Origin of the sequence: Pseudomonas bubulae, from assembly GCF_900618535.1 — a bacterium.
Taxonomy (GTDB): Bacteria; Pseudomonadota; Gammaproteobacteria; order Pseudomonadales; family Pseudomonadaceae; genus Aquipseudomonas; species Aquipseudomonas bubulae.
Map to the genome: position 1 here is coordinate 234,069 of NZ_UYJA01000003.1, position 16,164 is coordinate 250,232.

13 protein-coding genes are annotated in these 16,164 nt (G+C 58.3%); 11 read left to right on the forward strand and 2 right to left on the reverse strand.

Annotated elements, in window-relative coordinates:
- Nucleotides 1–68 precede the first annotated feature (68 nt).
- The 6 genes from xerD to PPTH39_RS12115 all read left to right on the forward strand — a co-directional run bounded on the left by xerD (nucleotide 69) and on the right by PPTH39_RS12115 (nucleotide 7,543).
- Nucleotides 69–965, forward strand: a complete 897-nt coding sequence (gene xerD / locus PPTH39_RS12090; protein ID WP_095026616.1) for a site-specific tyrosine recombinase XerD — start codon at nucleotides 69–71, stop codon at nucleotides 963–965.
- A 122-nt stretch (nucleotides 966–1,087) separates the two neighbouring features.
- A complete protein-coding gene (locus tag PPTH39_RS12095; protein WP_095001255.1) occupies nucleotides 1,088–1,819 on the forward strand; it encodes a DsbC family protein in 732 nt (243 codons plus the stop codon).
- A 136-nt stretch (nucleotides 1,820–1,955) separates the two neighbouring features.
- On the forward strand, nucleotides 1,956–3,260 hold the full coding sequence (locus PPTH39_RS12100; RefSeq protein ID WP_016781922.1) for a homoserine dehydrogenase: 1,305 nt from the start codon (nucleotides 1,956–1,958) through the stop codon (nucleotides 3,258–3,260).
- A gap of 105 nt (nucleotides 3,261–3,365) precedes the next feature.
- On the forward strand, nucleotides 3,366–4,775 hold the full coding sequence (gene thrC / locus PPTH39_RS12105; RefSeq protein ID WP_095001256.1) for a threonine synthase: 1,410 nt from the start codon (nucleotides 3,366–3,368) through the stop codon (nucleotides 4,773–4,775).
- A 120-nt stretch (nucleotides 4,776–4,895) separates the two neighbouring features.
- Nucleotides 4,896–6,992 (forward strand): transporter substrate-binding domain-containing protein, encoded by a 2,097-nt coding sequence (locus tag PPTH39_RS12110; protein ID WP_130872005.1) that lies wholly within the window; start codon nucleotides 4,896–4,898, stop codon nucleotides 6,990–6,992.
- 131 nt (nucleotides 6,993–7,123) lie between these two features.
- A complete protein-coding gene (locus PPTH39_RS12115) occupies nucleotides 7,124–7,543 on the forward strand; it encodes a response regulator (RefSeq protein WP_095001258.1) in 420 nt (139 codons plus the stop codon).
- 164 nt (nucleotides 7,544–7,707) lie between these two features.
- On the opposite strand, the gene PPTH39_RS12120 is transcribed toward PPTH39_RS12115, so the two are convergent.
- Nucleotides 7,708–8,520: a TIGR02285 family protein gene (locus tag PPTH39_RS12120; protein WP_095001259.1), complete on the reverse strand. Its 813-nt coding sequence runs from the start codon at nucleotides 8,518–8,520 to the stop codon at nucleotides 7,708–7,710.
- Nucleotides 8,521–8,563: 43 nt separating this feature from the next.
- Nucleotides 8,564–9,763 carry a CaiB/BaiF CoA transferase family protein gene (locus tag PPTH39_RS12125; protein WP_095001260.1) on the reverse strand — a complete coding sequence of 400 codons (1,200 nt, stop codon included), beginning with the start codon at nucleotides 9,761–9,763 and terminating at the stop codon, nucleotides 8,564–8,566.
- A 134-nt stretch (nucleotides 9,764–9,897) separates the two neighbouring features.
- Here PPTH39_RS12125 and PPTH39_RS12130 point away from each other — a divergent pair, with 134 nt between their 5' ends.
- From PPTH39_RS12130 to PPTH39_RS12155, 5 genes are all read left to right on the forward strand, one after another.
- A complete protein-coding gene (locus PPTH39_RS12130) occupies nucleotides 9,898–10,440 on the forward strand; it encodes a YaeQ family protein (protein WP_016781928.1) in 543 nt (180 codons plus the stop codon).
- 41 nt (nucleotides 10,441–10,481) lie between these two features.
- Nucleotides 10,482–12,191 (forward strand): single-stranded-DNA-specific exonuclease RecJ, encoded by a 1,710-nt coding sequence (gene recJ / locus PPTH39_RS12135; protein ID WP_130872006.1) that lies wholly within the window; start codon nucleotides 10,482–10,484, stop codon nucleotides 12,189–12,191.
- Between the two features lie 205 nt (nucleotides 12,192–12,396).
- A complete protein-coding gene (locus PPTH39_RS12145) occupies nucleotides 12,397–13,503 on the forward strand; it encodes an NADH:flavin oxidoreductase/NADH oxidase (RefSeq protein WP_095001262.1) in 1,107 nt (368 codons plus the stop codon).
- Nucleotides 13,504–13,581: 78 nt separating this feature from the next.
- Nucleotides 13,582–14,289 (forward strand): tellurite resistance TerB family protein, encoded by a 708-nt coding sequence (locus tag PPTH39_RS12150; RefSeq protein ID WP_095018194.1) that lies wholly within the window; start codon nucleotides 13,582–13,584, stop codon nucleotides 14,287–14,289.
- Between the two features lie 190 nt (nucleotides 14,290–14,479).
- On the forward strand, nucleotides 14,480–16,156 hold the full coding sequence (locus PPTH39_RS12155) for an acid phosphatase (protein ID WP_130872007.1): 1,677 nt from the start codon (nucleotides 14,480–14,482) through the stop codon (nucleotides 16,154–16,156).
- Nucleotides 16,157–16,164 lie beyond the last annotated feature (8 nt).

The following is a 16,164-nucleotide window of genomic DNA, read 5'->3' on the forward strand; positions in this document are numbered from 1 at the left end:
CTAGCGCTCACTTTTGCAGTTCACTTTATATTTGTGCGCAGCCTCCGGCCTGTGCGTTTCGAGAGCCAATGCCCGCTATAGACGACCCACTTATCGACCGTTTTCTAGATGCCCTGTGGCTGGAAAAAGGCCTGTCGGACAACACCCGCGGTGCTTATCGCAGTGACCTGGCCTTATTCAATGGCTGGTTGCAGGAGCGCGGTATCGCTGTGGCCAACGCCGGGCGCGAGTTGATCCTCGATCATCTCGCCTGGCGCCTGGAGCAGGGCTACAAGCCTCGCTCGACTGCGCGCTTGCTCTCAGGTTTGCGTGGCTTCTATCGTTATCTGCTGCGAGAAAACCTGATTGCCGTCGACCCTACCTTGCAGGTAGATATGCCCCAGTTGGGCAGGCCATTACCCAAGTCCCTGTCAGAGGCCGACGTAGAAGCGCTGCTCGCCGCCCCTGATCTGAGTGAGGCTATCGGCCAGCGTGATCGGGCCATGCTTGAAGTACTGTATGCCTGTGGCCTGCGCGTAACCGAATTGATCAGCCTGACTCTGGAGCAGGTCAACCTGCGCCAGGGTGTTTTGCGCGTGATGGGCAAGGGCAGCAAGGAACGCCTGGTGCCGATGGGGGAGGAGGCCATCGTCCGGGTCGAGCGCTACATGCGCGATGCCCGGCATGAGCTGCTGGGCGGTCGCCCCAGTGATGTGCTGTTTCCCAGTCAGCGCGGTGAACAGATGACCCGCCAGACCTTCTGGCATCGCATCAAGCATCAGGCCAGGGTGGCCGGGATCAACAAGTCGCTGTCGCCACATACCTTGCGCCATGCCTTCGCCACCCATTTGCTCAATCACGGCGCCGATTTGCGTGTGGTGCAAATGCTGCTGGGGCACAGCGACCTCTCGACGACACAGATTTACACCCATGTTGCCCGTGCCCGACTGCAGGACCTGCATGCCCTCCATCACCCGCGTGGCTAGTCGGAGTCGGTCATGCAGGCCATCTGTGGTAGGCTTTGCCGGTTTAGAAAGCGCGCCGCCCAAACCCGTTGTTTCAGGACGGGTATCGGGGTTGGCAGCTTTGCCCGTCTTCAGGAGTTCCCATGCGTGTGATCCAGATTTTCGCCGCCGCAGCCATTGCGTTGGTCAGCACCTTCTCGTTCGCCGATACCGGCGCCGAACAAGCAATCCGCAAGAGCCTCGAAACCCTGCAACTGGATGTGCCGGTCGAGAGCATCAGTGCCAGCCCCATGGCCGGCCTGTATGAAGTCAAGCTCAAGGGCAGCCGCGTGCTGTATGCCAGTGCCGATGGCCAGTTCATCGTTCAGGGCTACATGTTCCAGCTCAAGGACGGCAAGCCGGTGAACCTGACCGAGCAGGCCGAACGTGTTGGCGTGGCCAAGTTGATTAATGGCATTCCGGTGGCAGAGACCGTCGTTTACCCTGCCATCGGCGAAACCAAGTCCCATATCACGGTATTTACCGACACCACTTGCCCGTATTGCCACAAATTGCATGCCGAAGTCCCGCAACTGAACAAGATGGGGATTGAAGTGCGCTATGTTGCGTTCCCGCGTCAGGGCCTCGGCTCACCGGGTGACCAGCAGCTGCAGGCAGTGTGGTGTTCCAAGGACAAAAAAACGGCGATGGACAAGATGACTGATGGTAAAACCGTCGAGGCGCCAAAATGCGCCAATCCGGTTGCCAAGCAGTTCGCCATGGGCCAGTCCATCGGCGTCAATGGCACGCCAGCCATCGTTTTGGCTGACGGTCAGGTGATTCCGGGTTATCAGCCTGCTGCGCAGGTTGGCAAGCTGGCACTCAGTGTTAAATAATCCAGTGTCGTCACGATAAGCCTGTGACGATCATGGCGGGGCAGTTCAGTTGCCCGGCCATTAATAGAGAACCGTGGCAATCCACGGTTGTTTTTCACGGCCGACCTTGAGTCGGCCGTTTTATGGGGAGTTCAGCGTGAATCCGGTCAAAGTAGGTATCTGTGGGCTCGGGACCGTCGGTGGCGGCACCTTCAACGTACTAAAGCGTAACGCCGAGGAGATTGCCCGCCGTGCCGGGCGTGGTATCCAGGTTGCGCAAATTGCAATGCGTACGCCAAACCCTCAGTGCGACATTACCGGTACCCCCATTACCAACGATGTATTCGCTGTTGCGACCAACCCTGAAATCGACATTGTTATCGAGCTGATTGGTGGTTACACCATCGCCCGTGAACTGGTGCTCAAGGCCATCGAAAACGGCAAGCATGTCGTGACCGCGAACAAGGCGCTGATTGCCGTTCACGGTAATGAAATCTTCGCCAAAGCCCAGGAAAAGGGCGTGATCGTGGCGTTCGAAGCGGCCGTTGCAGGCGGTATCCCGGTGATCAAGGCGATCCGTGAAGGTCTCTCGGCCAATCGTATCAACTGGGTGGCGGGCATCATCAACGGTACCGGTAACTTCATCCTCACCGAAATGCGCGAAAAAGGCCGCACGTTCGAAGACGTGCTGGCTGAAGCACAAGCGCTGGGTTATGCCGAGGCAGACCCGACGTTTGACGTTGAAGGTATCGATGCGGCGCACAAGCTGACCATTCTGGCGTCGATTGCTTTCGGTATCCCGTTGCAGTTCGACAAGGCCTACACCGAAGGCATCACCAAGCTGACAACCGCTGATGTGAATTACGCAGAGGCGCTGGGTTATCGCATCAAGCATCTGGGTGTTGCACGCAGCACGGCCAACGGCATCGAGTTGCGGGTTCACCCGACGCTGATTCCGGCTGACCGCCTGATCGCCAACGTCAACGGCGTAATGAACGCAGTCATGGTCAACGGTGACGCTGCCGGTTCGACCCTGTTCTATGGTGCTGGCGCCGGTATGGAACCAACGGCTTCGTCCGTGGTTGCCGACCTGGTAGACGTGGTGCGTGCCATGACCAGCGACCCGGAAAACCGCGTACCGCACCTGGCCTTCCAGCCGGATCTGCTCTCCGACCATCCGATCCTGCCGATCGAAGCGTGCGAAAGCGCCTACTACCTGCGCATCCAGGCCAAAGATCACCCGGGCGTATTGGCCCAGGTGGCGAGCATCTTGTCCGAGCGCGGCATCAACATCGAATCGATCATGCAGAAAGAAGTCGAAGAGCATGACGGCCTGGTGCCAATGATCCTGTTGACCCATCGGGTAATTGAACAGCACATCAACGATGCCATTGCCGCGCTTGAAGCATTGCAGGGCGTTGTGGGTCCGGTCGTTCGCATCCGCGTTGAGCATCTTAATTAATTAAGAGCGGCAAGCGGCAGCGGCAAGCGGCAAGCAAGAGCACATCGGCTTTTACTTGTTGCCTGGCGCTAAACCGCTTGGCGCTCAAACCGAAGGTTTGAACCCATGCGCTATATCAGTACCCGTGGCCAGGCACCGGCCCTGAATTTTGAAGATGTGTTGCTGGCCGGTCTGGCCAGTGATGGCGGTTTGTATGTACCGGAAAACCTGCCGCGCTTTACCCAGGAAGAAATCGCTTCCTGGGCCGGTTTGCCTTACCACGAACTGGCCTTTCGGGTTATGCGCCCGTTCGTGACCGGCAGCATTCCGGATGCAGACTTCAAAAAGATTCTCGAAGAAACCTACGGCGCGTTTTCCCACGCAGCTGTAGCGCCACTGCGTCAGCTAAATGGCAATGAATGGGTACTTGAGCTGTTCCACGGTCCGACCCTGGCGTTCAAGGACTTTGCCCTGCAACTGCTCGGCCGCTTGCTCGACTACGTGCTGGCCAAGCGTGGCGAGCGTGTGGTGATTGTCGGCGCGACTTCCGGGGATACCGGTTCGGCGGCGATCGAAGGCTGCAAGCATTGCGAAAACGTCGACATCTTTATCCTGCACCCCAACAACCGGGTATCGGAAGTCCAGCGTCGGCAGATGACCACGCTGTTCGGTGACAACATTCATAACATCGCCATCGAAGGCAACTTCGATGACTGCCAGGAAATGGTCAAGGCCAGCTTCGCCGACCAGGGTTTCCTCAAGGGTACACGCCTGGTCGCCGTAAACTCGATCAACTGGGCGCGGATCATGGCCCAGATCGTTTACTACTTCCATGCCTCCCTGCAACTGGGCGGGCCGCACCGTTCCGTGTCGTTCTCGGTGCCTACCGGCAACTTCGGCGACATCTTTGCGGGCTACCTGGCACGCAACATGGGCCTGCCGATCAACCAGCTGATCGTTGCCACCAACCGCAACGACATCCTGCACCGCTTCATGAGCGGCAATCAGTACGCCAAGGACACCTTGCACGCGACTCTGTCGCCGTCGATGGACATCATGGTGTCGTCGAACTTCGAGCGCTTGCTGTTCGACCTTCATGGTCGCAATGGCGCAGCCGTTGCCGGTCTGATGGATACCTTCAAGCAAACCGGCAATTTCAGCGTTGATGAAGATCGCTGGACCGAAGCGCGTCGTCTGTTTGATTCGCTGGCGGTTGATGATGAGCAAACCTGCGAAACCATCGCTCAGGTATTTGTCGAAAGCGGCGAAGTGCTCGATCCGCACACCGCTATCGGTGTGCGTGCGGCCCGTGAATGCCGTCGCAGTCTGGATATCCCGATGGTCATTCTGGGCACGGCACATCCGGTCAAGTTCCCTGAAGCGGTTGAAAAAGCCGGCATAGGAAAAGCGCTCGAACTGCCGTCTCACCTTTCTGACTTGTTTGAGCGAGAGGAGCGTTACACCGTACTGGCTAATGACCTCAAGGCTGTCCAGGGCTTTGTCAGCCAGCATGGCAACCGTGGCAAGCCGCTTTAACGGCATTCGTCTTACGTAATTTGAAGCCCGTCATCTGACGGGCTTTTTTATTGGTGCATGGCAAACTTGCCAGGTCTTCGCCCCTTCTGTGCTGGCGAATACCCGGTCAAGGATGCTGTCATGTCACGTATTCACCAGACATTTGAATCATGGATGCGCATAGTGCTGGGCATGGCCTTGTTGAGCCTGGCCCTGCCGGTGATTGGCGCTTCCGGAACGCCTTTCAGGCTCGCAACACGCTTTGTCGATATCCAGCCTCTGCAACTGGATGCCCCGGAGCGGCAATGGCTGGCCAATCATGGAACGCTACGGGTTGGTATCGCCATCGGTGATTACGAACCGGTCGACATCACCGACGACCGCAATAACTATCAGGGCATCAGCGCAGATTACCTGAGCATCGTTCGAGACACGTTGGGCGTGCCTGTTGATGTCCTGGGCTACAGGCGTCGTGATCAGGCCGTTGCAGAGCTGCTGGCCGGCAATATCGATATTCTGGCCAGCGCCAGCGGGTTTGAGCGAGGGATTGAAGGTGTAGCTTTTTCCCGGGAGTACATGACTGATCGACTGGTTATCGTTTGTCGCTCATGTGAGGAAGAGCCGGTCAAAAACTTGGTCGGGAAAAAAATCGGCTTTATGGAGGGCTACGTCGATATTCATACCGCCCAGGCGTTTTACCCTGACAGTGAAATCACCACCATCAGTGACCTGCATAATGCAATGGACGCGCTGGTTGAGGGGGATATCGACGGGTTTATCGGCAATGAACTTATCGTGCAGTCATTCAAAAGTGTCCGGCCTCATTCGGGGGTGCGCATTATCGGTGATAGCGCCTTGCCATCCTCCGGTTTTGCATTTGCTACACGCCTCTCTGACCCCGAACTTGGGTTGCTGATCAACCGCGCGCTGGGCAGCCTTGATGACAATACATCGCGCATGGTGCTTTCACGCTGGATCATCGGGCTTGAAGGGCACGCTGTTCAATCGCATATCAACCTGCTGCCTGGCGAGCTTGAGTGGATCCAGCGCAATCCGGTTGTAGCCCTGGCGACCCAGCAGTTCCCCTTGTACGCATTCAAGACCGGGGACGGTCGTTGGGTAGGGCTGAGTGTGGATATTCTGGCGCGAATTTCTCGCATGACCGGGCTGCAGTTTGTACATAAAGAAGCGTTTTCAACGGTACAAATCCTCGACATGCTCAAAAGTGGCGAGGCACTGATGAACTCAAGCCTCTCCAGAAGTCGTGAGCGCAAAGCTTTTTTGAACTTCACCTATTCCTACGGTGGGGCACCCTGGGTGTTTGTTGTACGAGTCAATGATTCCCGGCTGGGTTCATTGGACGAACTGGCCGGCAAGGTTCTGGCGCTTCCAGCCAGGCATGCCCTCGAAGACTTGATTCGACGTGAATACCCCGCAATCACCTTGCATCTGGTTGATACCTACGCCCAGGCACGTCACGCGGTCGCCAATGGCGAGGCAGATGCGACGATACAAACAGAGACACAGGCTCATCTTTACCCACCGGGGCGCCTCAAGGTCGGACGCAGTGTTGACGGGCAATGGGCTGCCGCCAGCTTTTCGGTCCCTGTTCTATACCCGGAGCTTTTCAGCATCATGAACAAGGCGTTGGAAGCCATGCCCATGGCCGAGATTCGGGCGCTGAGAACCAAGTGGCTGGGGGGGGTGGGCAAACCGCTGATCATCGAGAGTGGCCTGTATCACTCAGCCCGTCTTTATTGGGCGATAGCGGTCTTGATTGCGGCCGGGCTTATGTTGTTTGTGTACAACTGGTTTCTGCGCAGGCAACTGATTATTGCGCGTCAATCCGAGAAAACCCTGAATGAGCAGTTGGGGCTCAGTCACCGCTTTCTGGATGGCATTCCCAGCCCGATTTTCGTGGTTGGCCTGGAGGGAGAGCTGATTACCTGCAATCAAAGCTATGAGCAGCGTTTATCTGTCCAGTTGGGACGGATTCGCGGGTTGAAGGTGACTGATGTTGATTTGTTTTCGAAGGAGCTGGCCGAGAAGCTCCAGCGGGAAATAATGCGCATGATTCAAAGCCGCAAACCCTGTTACCAAAAACGTTGGGTGGAGTTTAAGTCCGGAGGCATGGAAATCTATCAGTGGGTTGTTCCGTTTTATTCAGAGACTGGGCGTCTGGAGGGGCTGGTAGGAGGATGGTTCGACAAATCTGAAGCTAAAAAGTGGGATCAGTAAGCTGGTTTGATCCAGTAAATGAAAGGCGTTGTGGATTCCTATGGTATTTACAGATATGTCCTATGTGTATTGAGTGTTGAGCCCACTAAGGTTTACCTCCTCTGTAGCGCTAGGTTTATGCCTGAAGGCCCATGATGCGATCTTTGAAAGTATTGATTCTTGAAGACAACCCGTTTCAATTAATGGTGTTGCATCAGATGTTGAACGCCTTCCGCATTTTTGACGTGTTGACGGCCGAAAGCGTTGATTGCGCCCGCGAGTCCTTGCTCAGGCGCGGTGCCATAGACGTGGCCATTTGTGATTTGTATATGGAAGGGGCATCAGGGCAGGAGCTGATCAGCGAGTTGGCCCTTGAACGCAAAGCTGCAGCGTTGATCATTTTGAGTGCTGCTGCACCTCCGGTGGTCGAGAGGGCGGCCAGAGTGGCCCGCAGTCAAGGTCTCAGGGTGCTGGGGTGTCTGTCAAAACCCGTGACCATAGGGGCGCTGGGGCAATTGTTGGGCGCCTTCGAGCTACAGCAGATAAGTGCTGATGGCGCGAATGCAGATTAATTGCCAGTACCGGGGGAACTTCCAGCAGGTTTGGTTTGTCAGATTTTTCATCAGCAGGAGCAAGTTTATTGCTCCGATACTTGTAGCCTGTTGAGCGGGTTATCATGACCCTGTTAAACCCCGAGCAGCCTCCCCACTGCTCGGGGTTTTTTTATGCGTACGTGTCATTGCTCATCCAGGTAAGACAGGGATGGCGAACCCAATGTGGTGAGTATCGAATTGACCCTGCGAATGACCTCACGTCCTTGCGCAGTGTCCGAGCAGCCAACGTAAATCGACTGATATTCCGGGGCGCCCTGGATCGGATAAAACAGCAGTTCGTCGGATGACAAACCTTGCTGACTGGCCTTGGCCTGGATTTCTGGCCAGTAGCCCAATAGCGTCGGCATACGGCCTGCATGTTGCATTTGCAGCAGGCTGCCCAACGGATCGTTACCGTAATGCATGACAATCTGGCCTGGCGGGCTCAGCTTCAGCTGGCTATCAATCAATACTCCGTAGCTGCGTTTGGCAATGACTCCAAGCTTGAGGGTTTGCGCCTTGAGCAGCCCCGGCAGGTCTACCTTGTCGTCATGGACAAAGGGTTCGATCAAATGCTGATTCTCACGCAGTATGGCCATGCCATTGCTGTGCATGATCGCAACGGGCTCGGAGTAAACGATCGAGAGGGCGCGGGCGGGATTCCAGATCAGCGCCGGATCGCAGGTCAGCGAGGGTTCTTCAAGCATCTGCAGGGCCCGAGCCCGGTTAACCCGCATTATCACGTGCTGGTATTGCGGCATGCCTGCGATCAGGGCTGGCATCACCTGGTCGACTATCCCCTTACCTTTTTGCGGGCCATGAAACACCGTTAACGGTGGCAGGTCGCGCAACAACCAGATGAGTGTGGGTGCTGCCTGACTGCCAGGGGCCCAGGCCAGAAACAATGCGGTGATCAGGCCTGCCCAAAGTCTTCGCAAGGTCGAACGCTGGGTCATGCTGCTGATCTCCTTGGGTGGCCACTAAAAATGGGCAACACGCCTAGATGGCGCCCGCTTGCTTGAGGTTGGCGATTGCTGCAGCGTCGTAACCCAGGTCGTTCAACACCTCGATGTTATGTGCACCCAGTTCGGGGCCTACCCAATCTGCCGTTCCCGGAGTATCGGAGAGCCTTGGCACGATACCGGGCATCTTGAAGTCTTTACCGTCAGGCAGTTTGGCCTGCAGGAACATTTCACGGGCCAGAAACTGTGGATCGCTGAACATGTCTTCTGCCGAGAAAATACGGCTGGCAGGCACCTGCGCTGCGCCCAGTTGTTCAAGTACCGTGGCCAGCGGCAGCGAGCCGACCCAGCGGTCAATCACGCCATACAGTTCGTCACGGCGTGCGTCACGACCATCGTTGTGTGCAAGCTCCGGGTCGTTGGCCAGATCGTCGCGCCCGATAATCTGCATAAAGCGCTTGAAAATGGCGTCGCCATTGGCGCCGATCTGTACGTGCTTGCCGTCCAGGCTGGTATGGATGGAAGAGGGCGTAATACCCGGCATGATATTGCCGGTACGTTCACGGATGAAACCGAACACATCGAACTCGGGCACCATGCTTTCCATCATGGCAAAAATCGCTTCGTAGAGCGCCACGTCTACCACCTGGCCCTGGCCGCCGTTGACCTCGCGATGACGCAAAGCCATAAGGGCACCGATCACACCCCACAGCGCGGCAATCGAGTCGCCAATCGAGATGCCTGTGCGCACTGGCGGACGATCTTCGAAACCGGTGATATAACGCAGCCCGCCCATGGATTCGCCGACCGCACCAAACCCCGGCTGATCTTTCATCGGGCCGGTCTGGCCAAAGCCGGACAGGCGCACCATCACCAGCTTGGGGTTCAGTGCATGCAGCACATCCCAACCCAGTCCGAGTTTCTCCAGAACCCCGGGGCGAAAGTTTTCGATCAGAATATCGGCGTCTGTCAGCAGCTCCTTGAGAATGCTCAGACCGTCGGGGTGTTTTAGATTCAGGGTCAGGGATTTTTTGTTGCGCGCCTGGACGAACCACCATAGCGATGTGCCTTCATACAGCTTGCGCCATTTTCGCAGCGGGTCGCCGCCGTCAGGAGATTCGACCTTGATCACCTGGGCGCCAAACTCGGCGCAAATGCGCGATGCAAATGGCCCGGCGATCAGGGTACCCAATTCAACAACTTTAAGGCCTGAAAGGGGTTTGGTGGCGAGCGGCATGTGGAATCCTTGTCCAAGGGCGAGCGAGTACAGCCTTTTAACATAGCTGGCGGCTGGCAAGAAGCTGGCCGATTCGTTCAATCACGGTGTATCGGTTAGACTTGTCGCCTTTCTCCGTATCAAGAAGCCCGTTCATGGCACAGCCGTCCACGACCTACAAGTTTGAACTCAACCTTACCGATCTCGATCGCGGGGTCTATGAAAGCGTCAAGCAGACCATCGCCCGCCACCCTTCGGAGACCGAAGAACGCATGACTGTGCGCCTTCTGGCCTACGCTTTTTGGTACAACGAGCAGCTGTCTTTTGGTCGAGGCCTGTCAGATGTAGACGAACCGGCCCTGTGGGAAAAAAGCCTGGATGACCGTGTTCTGCACTGGATCGAAGTCGGACAGCCCGATGCCGACCGTCTGACCTGGTGCTCGCGCCGTACCGAGCGCACCAGCCTGCTGGCGTATGGCAGCTTGCGTGTGTGGGAAGGGAAGGTGATTCCTGCAATCAAGAACCTGAAGAACGTCAATATCGCAGCCGTTCCGCAAGAGATTCTTGAGGTGCTGGCCAAAGATATGCCACGGGTTATCAAGTGGGACGTGATGATCAGCGAGGGTACGATTTTCGTGACAGATGATCGCGGCCAGCACGAAGTGCAACTGCAGTGGCTGCAAGGCGAACGCGGCTAAGTTCCAACCCTTTTTTACGCTTAGAGACTCTTCACCTGCTTATGCGCATCGAACCTCGTCCATTGCCTGAACCCCTGCCTTTTCTGGGCGAAATGCCAACCCTGCTGACCCGCCTTTACGCCGCACGGGGTGTGCAGTCGCAAGCTGAGCTGGACAAAAGCCTGGCGCGGTTGATCCCGTATCAGCAGCTTAAGGGCATTGATTCAGCGGTGGACTTGCTGGTGGTCGCGCTTGAGCAGCGCCAGCGCATCCTGATCGTCGGCGACTTTGACGCCGACGGCGCCACAGCCAGCACCGTGGGCATGCTGGGTCTGCGCCTGCTGGGGGCGGCCCATGTCGATTACCTGGTGCCTAACCGCTTCGAATATGGCTACGGCTTGACCCCGGAAATCGTCGAAGTTGCGCTGACCCGTACGCCGCAGCTGTTGATCACGGTCGATAACGGAATTTCCAGTATCGAAGGTGTGGCCGCAGCCAAAAAAGCTGGTTTGAGCGTGCTGGTTACCGACCACCACTTGCCGGGCAGTGAATTGCCGGCCGCGGATGCCATCGTCAACCCCAACCAGCCCGGCTGCGAGTTCCCGAGCAAGGCGCTGGCGGGGGTAGGGGTGATCTTCTATGTGCTGATCGCCTTGCGGGCGCGCTTGAACAGCCTGGGCTGGTACCAGGACAGCAAGGCGCCGAATATCGCCGAGTTGCTGGATCTGGTGGCGCTGGGCAGCGTCGCGGACGTGGTGCCGCTGGATGCGAACAACCGCATCCTGGTACACCAGGGGCTTGAGCGCATCCGTGCCGGGCGTGCCCGGCCCGGGCTCAAGGCTATTCTGGAAGTGGCCAAGCGTGACCATGCGAAAATTACCTCCACCGACCTGGGTTTTATCCTCGGGCCGCGCCTGAATGCCGCCGGGCGCCTGGACGACATGAGCCTGGGTATCGAATGCCTGCTCACCGATGACGCCAATGCCGCACGGGAAATGGCTGCGCAACTGGACGAAATGAACCAGGACCGCAAATCCATCGAGCAGGGCATGCAACGTGAAGCGCTGGCCCAGCTCAAGGATCTGACCATCGACAGCATGCCGTTTGGCCTGTGCCTGTTCGACCCCGAGTGGCATCAGGGGGTGATCGGAATTCTGGCTTCGCGGCTCAAGGAGCGTTACTTCCGCCCGACTTTTGCCTTTGCCGATGCCGGGGATGGCATGCTCAAGGGCTCCGGCCGATCGGTACCGGGCTTTCATATTCGTGATGCACTGAGTGTGGTGGCTGCACAGCATCCGGACTTGATCAGCAAATACGGTGGCCATGCCATGGCGGCCGGGCTGACTTTGCCTGAGGCTAACTTCCCGCTGTTCTGTGAGGCCTTTGATGCTGAAGTGCGGCGTCAATTGCGTGAAGAAGACCTGACCGGGCGCATGCTGTCTGACGGCAGCCTGGCAGTGGAAGAGTTTCACCTGGAGCTGGCGCGTGCCCTGCGCAATGCCGGGCCATGGGGGCAGCACTTTCCCGAACCGCTGTTCCACGGGGTATTCCAGTTGGTGGAGCAACGCATCGTGGGGGAGCGGCATTTGAAAGTCGTGCTCAAGACCGAATGCGGCAGCGTAAAGCTCGACGGCATTGCTTTCGGGATCGACCGCGAAGTGTGGCCGAACCCGACCATTCGCTGGGTGGAACTGGCCTACAAGCTTGACCTCAACGAATTTCGCGGCAACGAAACCGTACAGTTGATGATTGCCCATATCGAGCCGCGCTAATCCGCCAATCCCCTGTGGGAGCGGGCTTGCTCGCGATGCTATCACTGCGGTTGGCCTGACAGGCCGCGGTGCCCGCATCCCGAGCAAGCCCGCTCCCACCAAAACCACCACGTCCCGTTGCGATATGAACTCCCCCTCATCCAGTGTTGTCGACTAGGCTCTTCAGAAGTACTTGGAGCCTGCCCACTGGAATTAGAGGTGACCCATGAGTCTGCTGCTCGAACCCTATACCCTGCGCCAACTGACCCTTCTTAACCGCATTGCGGTCTCGCCAATGTGCCAGTACTCCAGCGTCGATGGGCTGGCAAATGACTGGCACCTGGTCCACCTGGGCAGCCGTGCCGTTGGCGGCGCCGGGCTGATTTTTACCGAAGCCACTGCCGTCACCCCCGAAGGCCGTATCACTGCCCAGGATCTGGGCCTGTGGAACGACGAGCAGATTGAACCCCTGCAACGCATCACCCGCTTTATTCGCGCCCAGGGCGCTGTAGCCGGCATCCAGCTGGCCCATGCCGGGCGTAAGGCCAGCACCCACCGCCCCTGGTTGGGCAAGCATGGCAGCGTCAAGGTGGAGGAGGGCGGCTGGGTGCCTGTCGGGCCGTCACCCATTGCCTTCGACCCACAGCACACTGCGCCAGTGCAACTGGACGAGATCCAGATCAATGAGGTTATCCAGGCGTTCGTGGCTGCCGCCAAGCGAGCGCTGGAGGCTGGCTTCTCGGTGGTTGAAGTACATGCTGCTCATGGTTACTTGTTGCATCAATTTCTTTCACCGTTGAGCAACCAGCGACGTGACCAATACGGCGGTTCGTTCGAGAATCGCATCCGTCTGGTGTTGGAAGTCACCGAGGCCGTGCGCGGTGTATGGCCGCAGGAGCTACCGCTGTTTGTGCGGGTCTCGGCCACCGACTGGGTGGAAGACGGCTGGAACCCTGACGAAACCGTCGAACTGGCACGACGCCTCAAGGCATTGGGCGTGGACCTGATCGACGTGTCTTCGGGCGGTACCGCAGCCAATGCCGAGATTCCGGTGGGGCCAGGCTACCAGACCCGTTTTGCCGAGCGCGTGCGCAAGGAGGCCTGCATTGCCACCGGTACGGTGGGCATGATCACCGAACCGGCCCAGGCCGAGCATATTTTGCGTACCGGGCAGGCCAACCTGATCCTGCTGGCGCGTGAACTGTTGCGTGACCCGTATTGGCCGTTGCATGCAGACGATGACCTGGGCGGTAAAAAGGCCATCTGGCCAGCCCAGTACCAGCGCGCGACCCATCGCGACCAACCGATTCATGAGTCCGACCTGCGCGACTGATAGCCAGTGCTCTTTACGATAAACCTGCCTGCGGGCGGGTTTTCTGGCGCCCCCTGACCCTGTTAAGAGAGGATGCTTATGAGTTTGCTCGACCAACTGCTTAAATCCGGCCAACAGATGCTGGCGAAAAAAACCGGCGCCCAAGGCAGCGCCTCCCGTGACGATAAAGGCGGCCTGGGTGACCTGCTCGGGTCTGGTGGCCTGGGCGGCCTGCTTTCCGGCGCGGGTGGCGGCGCTCTGGCAGCCAGTGCCCTGGGGCTGCTGCTGGGCAACAAGAGTGCGCGCAAGTACGGTGGTCAGGCACTGACCTATGGCGGCCTTGCCGCCCTGGGCGTTCTGGCCTACAAGGCCTACGGCAACTGGCAGGCCAATCAGGGCACGGCACCGCAGACCGAGCCGCAAACCATTGACCGTGTTCCGGCGCCGCAAGTGGAGCAACACAGCCAGGCGATCCTCAAGGCCCTGGTGGCTGCTGCCAAGGCTGATGGGCATGTGGATGAGCGTGAGCGCCAACTGATCGATGGCGAGTTGAACAAACTCAATGGCGACCCTGCATTGCGCCAATGGCTGCAAGCTGAACTGAACAAGCCGCTGGACCCGGCAGAGGTTGCCAGAGCTGCCAGCACCCCGGAAATCGCGGCCGAAATGTATATCGCCAGCCTGATTCTGGTGGATGAAGAACATTTCATGGAGCGCGCCTATCTGGAAGAGCTGGCCAAACAGCTCAAGCTCGACCCGGGGCTCAAGATCGAGCTGGAAGCCCAGGTCAAGCAGGCGCAGGGCTAGCGCACTCTGTGGGGCGAGCCTGCATCACGATGCAGGCGCCGCAACATGCTTGTTTTAGACGCTCCGAGCCGCAACGGCCCGGGGCGTTTTTTTATGCTTCGTGGCTTCGATCCACTGCAACTTCCCCGTCATAATCCCCTGTTAGCCTGCCCGCCAGAAATAATTTGTTACGTGTAATCAGGAAGCCGCAATGAGCGACAAGAAAGACCAGGACACCCAATGCCCTGCCGACAGCAGCCGCCGTCGCTTCCTCGCCGGTGCTGCCGCACTGGGCGTTGGCGCGGCCACCTTGAGCGCTTGCGGCAGCAGTCAGCATGAACCCCCCGTCAGGCCGCAACCGCTGACCCCGGCCGAGCTGGACAAAAAGCTCCACGAACAGGTCAAGACCATCGTGGTGATCTATGCCGAGAACCGCAGCTTCAACAACCTGTTTGCAAATTTCCCCGGTGTCGAGAAGCCGTTGTCGGCCCTCAAACCCGCCGACTACCAGCAACGCGACCGTGATGGCAGCCTGCTACAGACCCTGCCACCGATATGGGGCGGGCTGCTGCAAGTGGGACCGCAGACGGTAGATGGCGTGACCTATGCGCCGGGTGAGCAGTTTCAGGAGAACCTGCCCAACGCCCCCTTCGCGCTGAAAGGGCCGAATCAGCAAGATCTGCCGTTGAATCTGGTGACCCGCGACCTGTGGCATGTGTTCTATCAGAACCAGATGCAGATCAACGATGGCAAGAACGACCAGTTCGTGGCCTGGGGGGATTCCGGCGGCTTGCCCATGGGCTACTACGCCCAGTCGCAGTATTCGCTGCGTCTGTGGGACGTAGCCCGTGAATTCGTACTGTGCGACAACTTCTTCCAGGGGGCTTTTGGCGGTTCGTTCCTTAACCACCAATACCTGATCAGCGCAGCGGTGCCGTTCTATCCGAACGCGAATACCTCTGTTGCCGAGGCGCAGATTGCTGTTTTGCAGGGCGATGACCCTGCCGGTACACGCTTGAAGGCTCTGGACAAATCCCCGGCCAGCGCCATGACCGGCGCCGCGCAGTTCGGCCCCAGCGCTCTTACTCCGGACGGTTTTGCAGTCAACACCATGGCGCCGCCTTACTGGCCGACCTGGATCCGCGACCCCGAGCGTCCCGACTATGCCAAGTCCGACCTGCCAAGCGTACTGGTGCCACAAAGCCATGAGCATATCGGCGACAAACTGAGCAAAAAGAACATTGACTGGGCCTGGTACGCGGGGGCCTGGCAGGCCACGCTGGAGCAGTTCAAGGGCTCGGACGGGATCCCCAAGATCCCCAACTTCCAGTACCACCACCAGCCATTCAACTACTTTGTTCAACAAGGCCCGCAGAACCCGCAGGAGCGCAGCAAGCGCCTGCGCGACGCAGGCCTGGGCGATGAGTCCGGCAGCAACCGCTTTCTGGCTGACGCCGAGGCTGGCAGCCTGCCAGCCGTGAGTTTCTACAAGCCTCAGGGCAACCTCAACCTGCACGCTGGCTATGCCGATGTGGCTGCTGGTGACCGGCACCTTGACCGTGTGCTCAAGGTGCTGCGCAACAGCCCGCAATGGCAAAACATGGTGATCGTGCTTACCGTGGACGAAAACGGTGGCTGGTGGGATCACGTTGCACCGCCCAAAGGTGATCGCTGGGGGCCGGGTACAAGGATTCCGGCTCTGGTGGTATCACCTTTCGCACGCAAGGGGACGGTGGATCACACGGTGTATGACACCGCTTCGATTCTGCGCCTGATTAGCCGGGTGCATCAGCTGGAAGTGCTGGATGGCCTCAAGCAGCGTGACGATGCCATGAAGGCGCGGGGGCAAGCGCCCATGGGCGACCTGACCAATGCATTGATGTTTTGACAACAGCC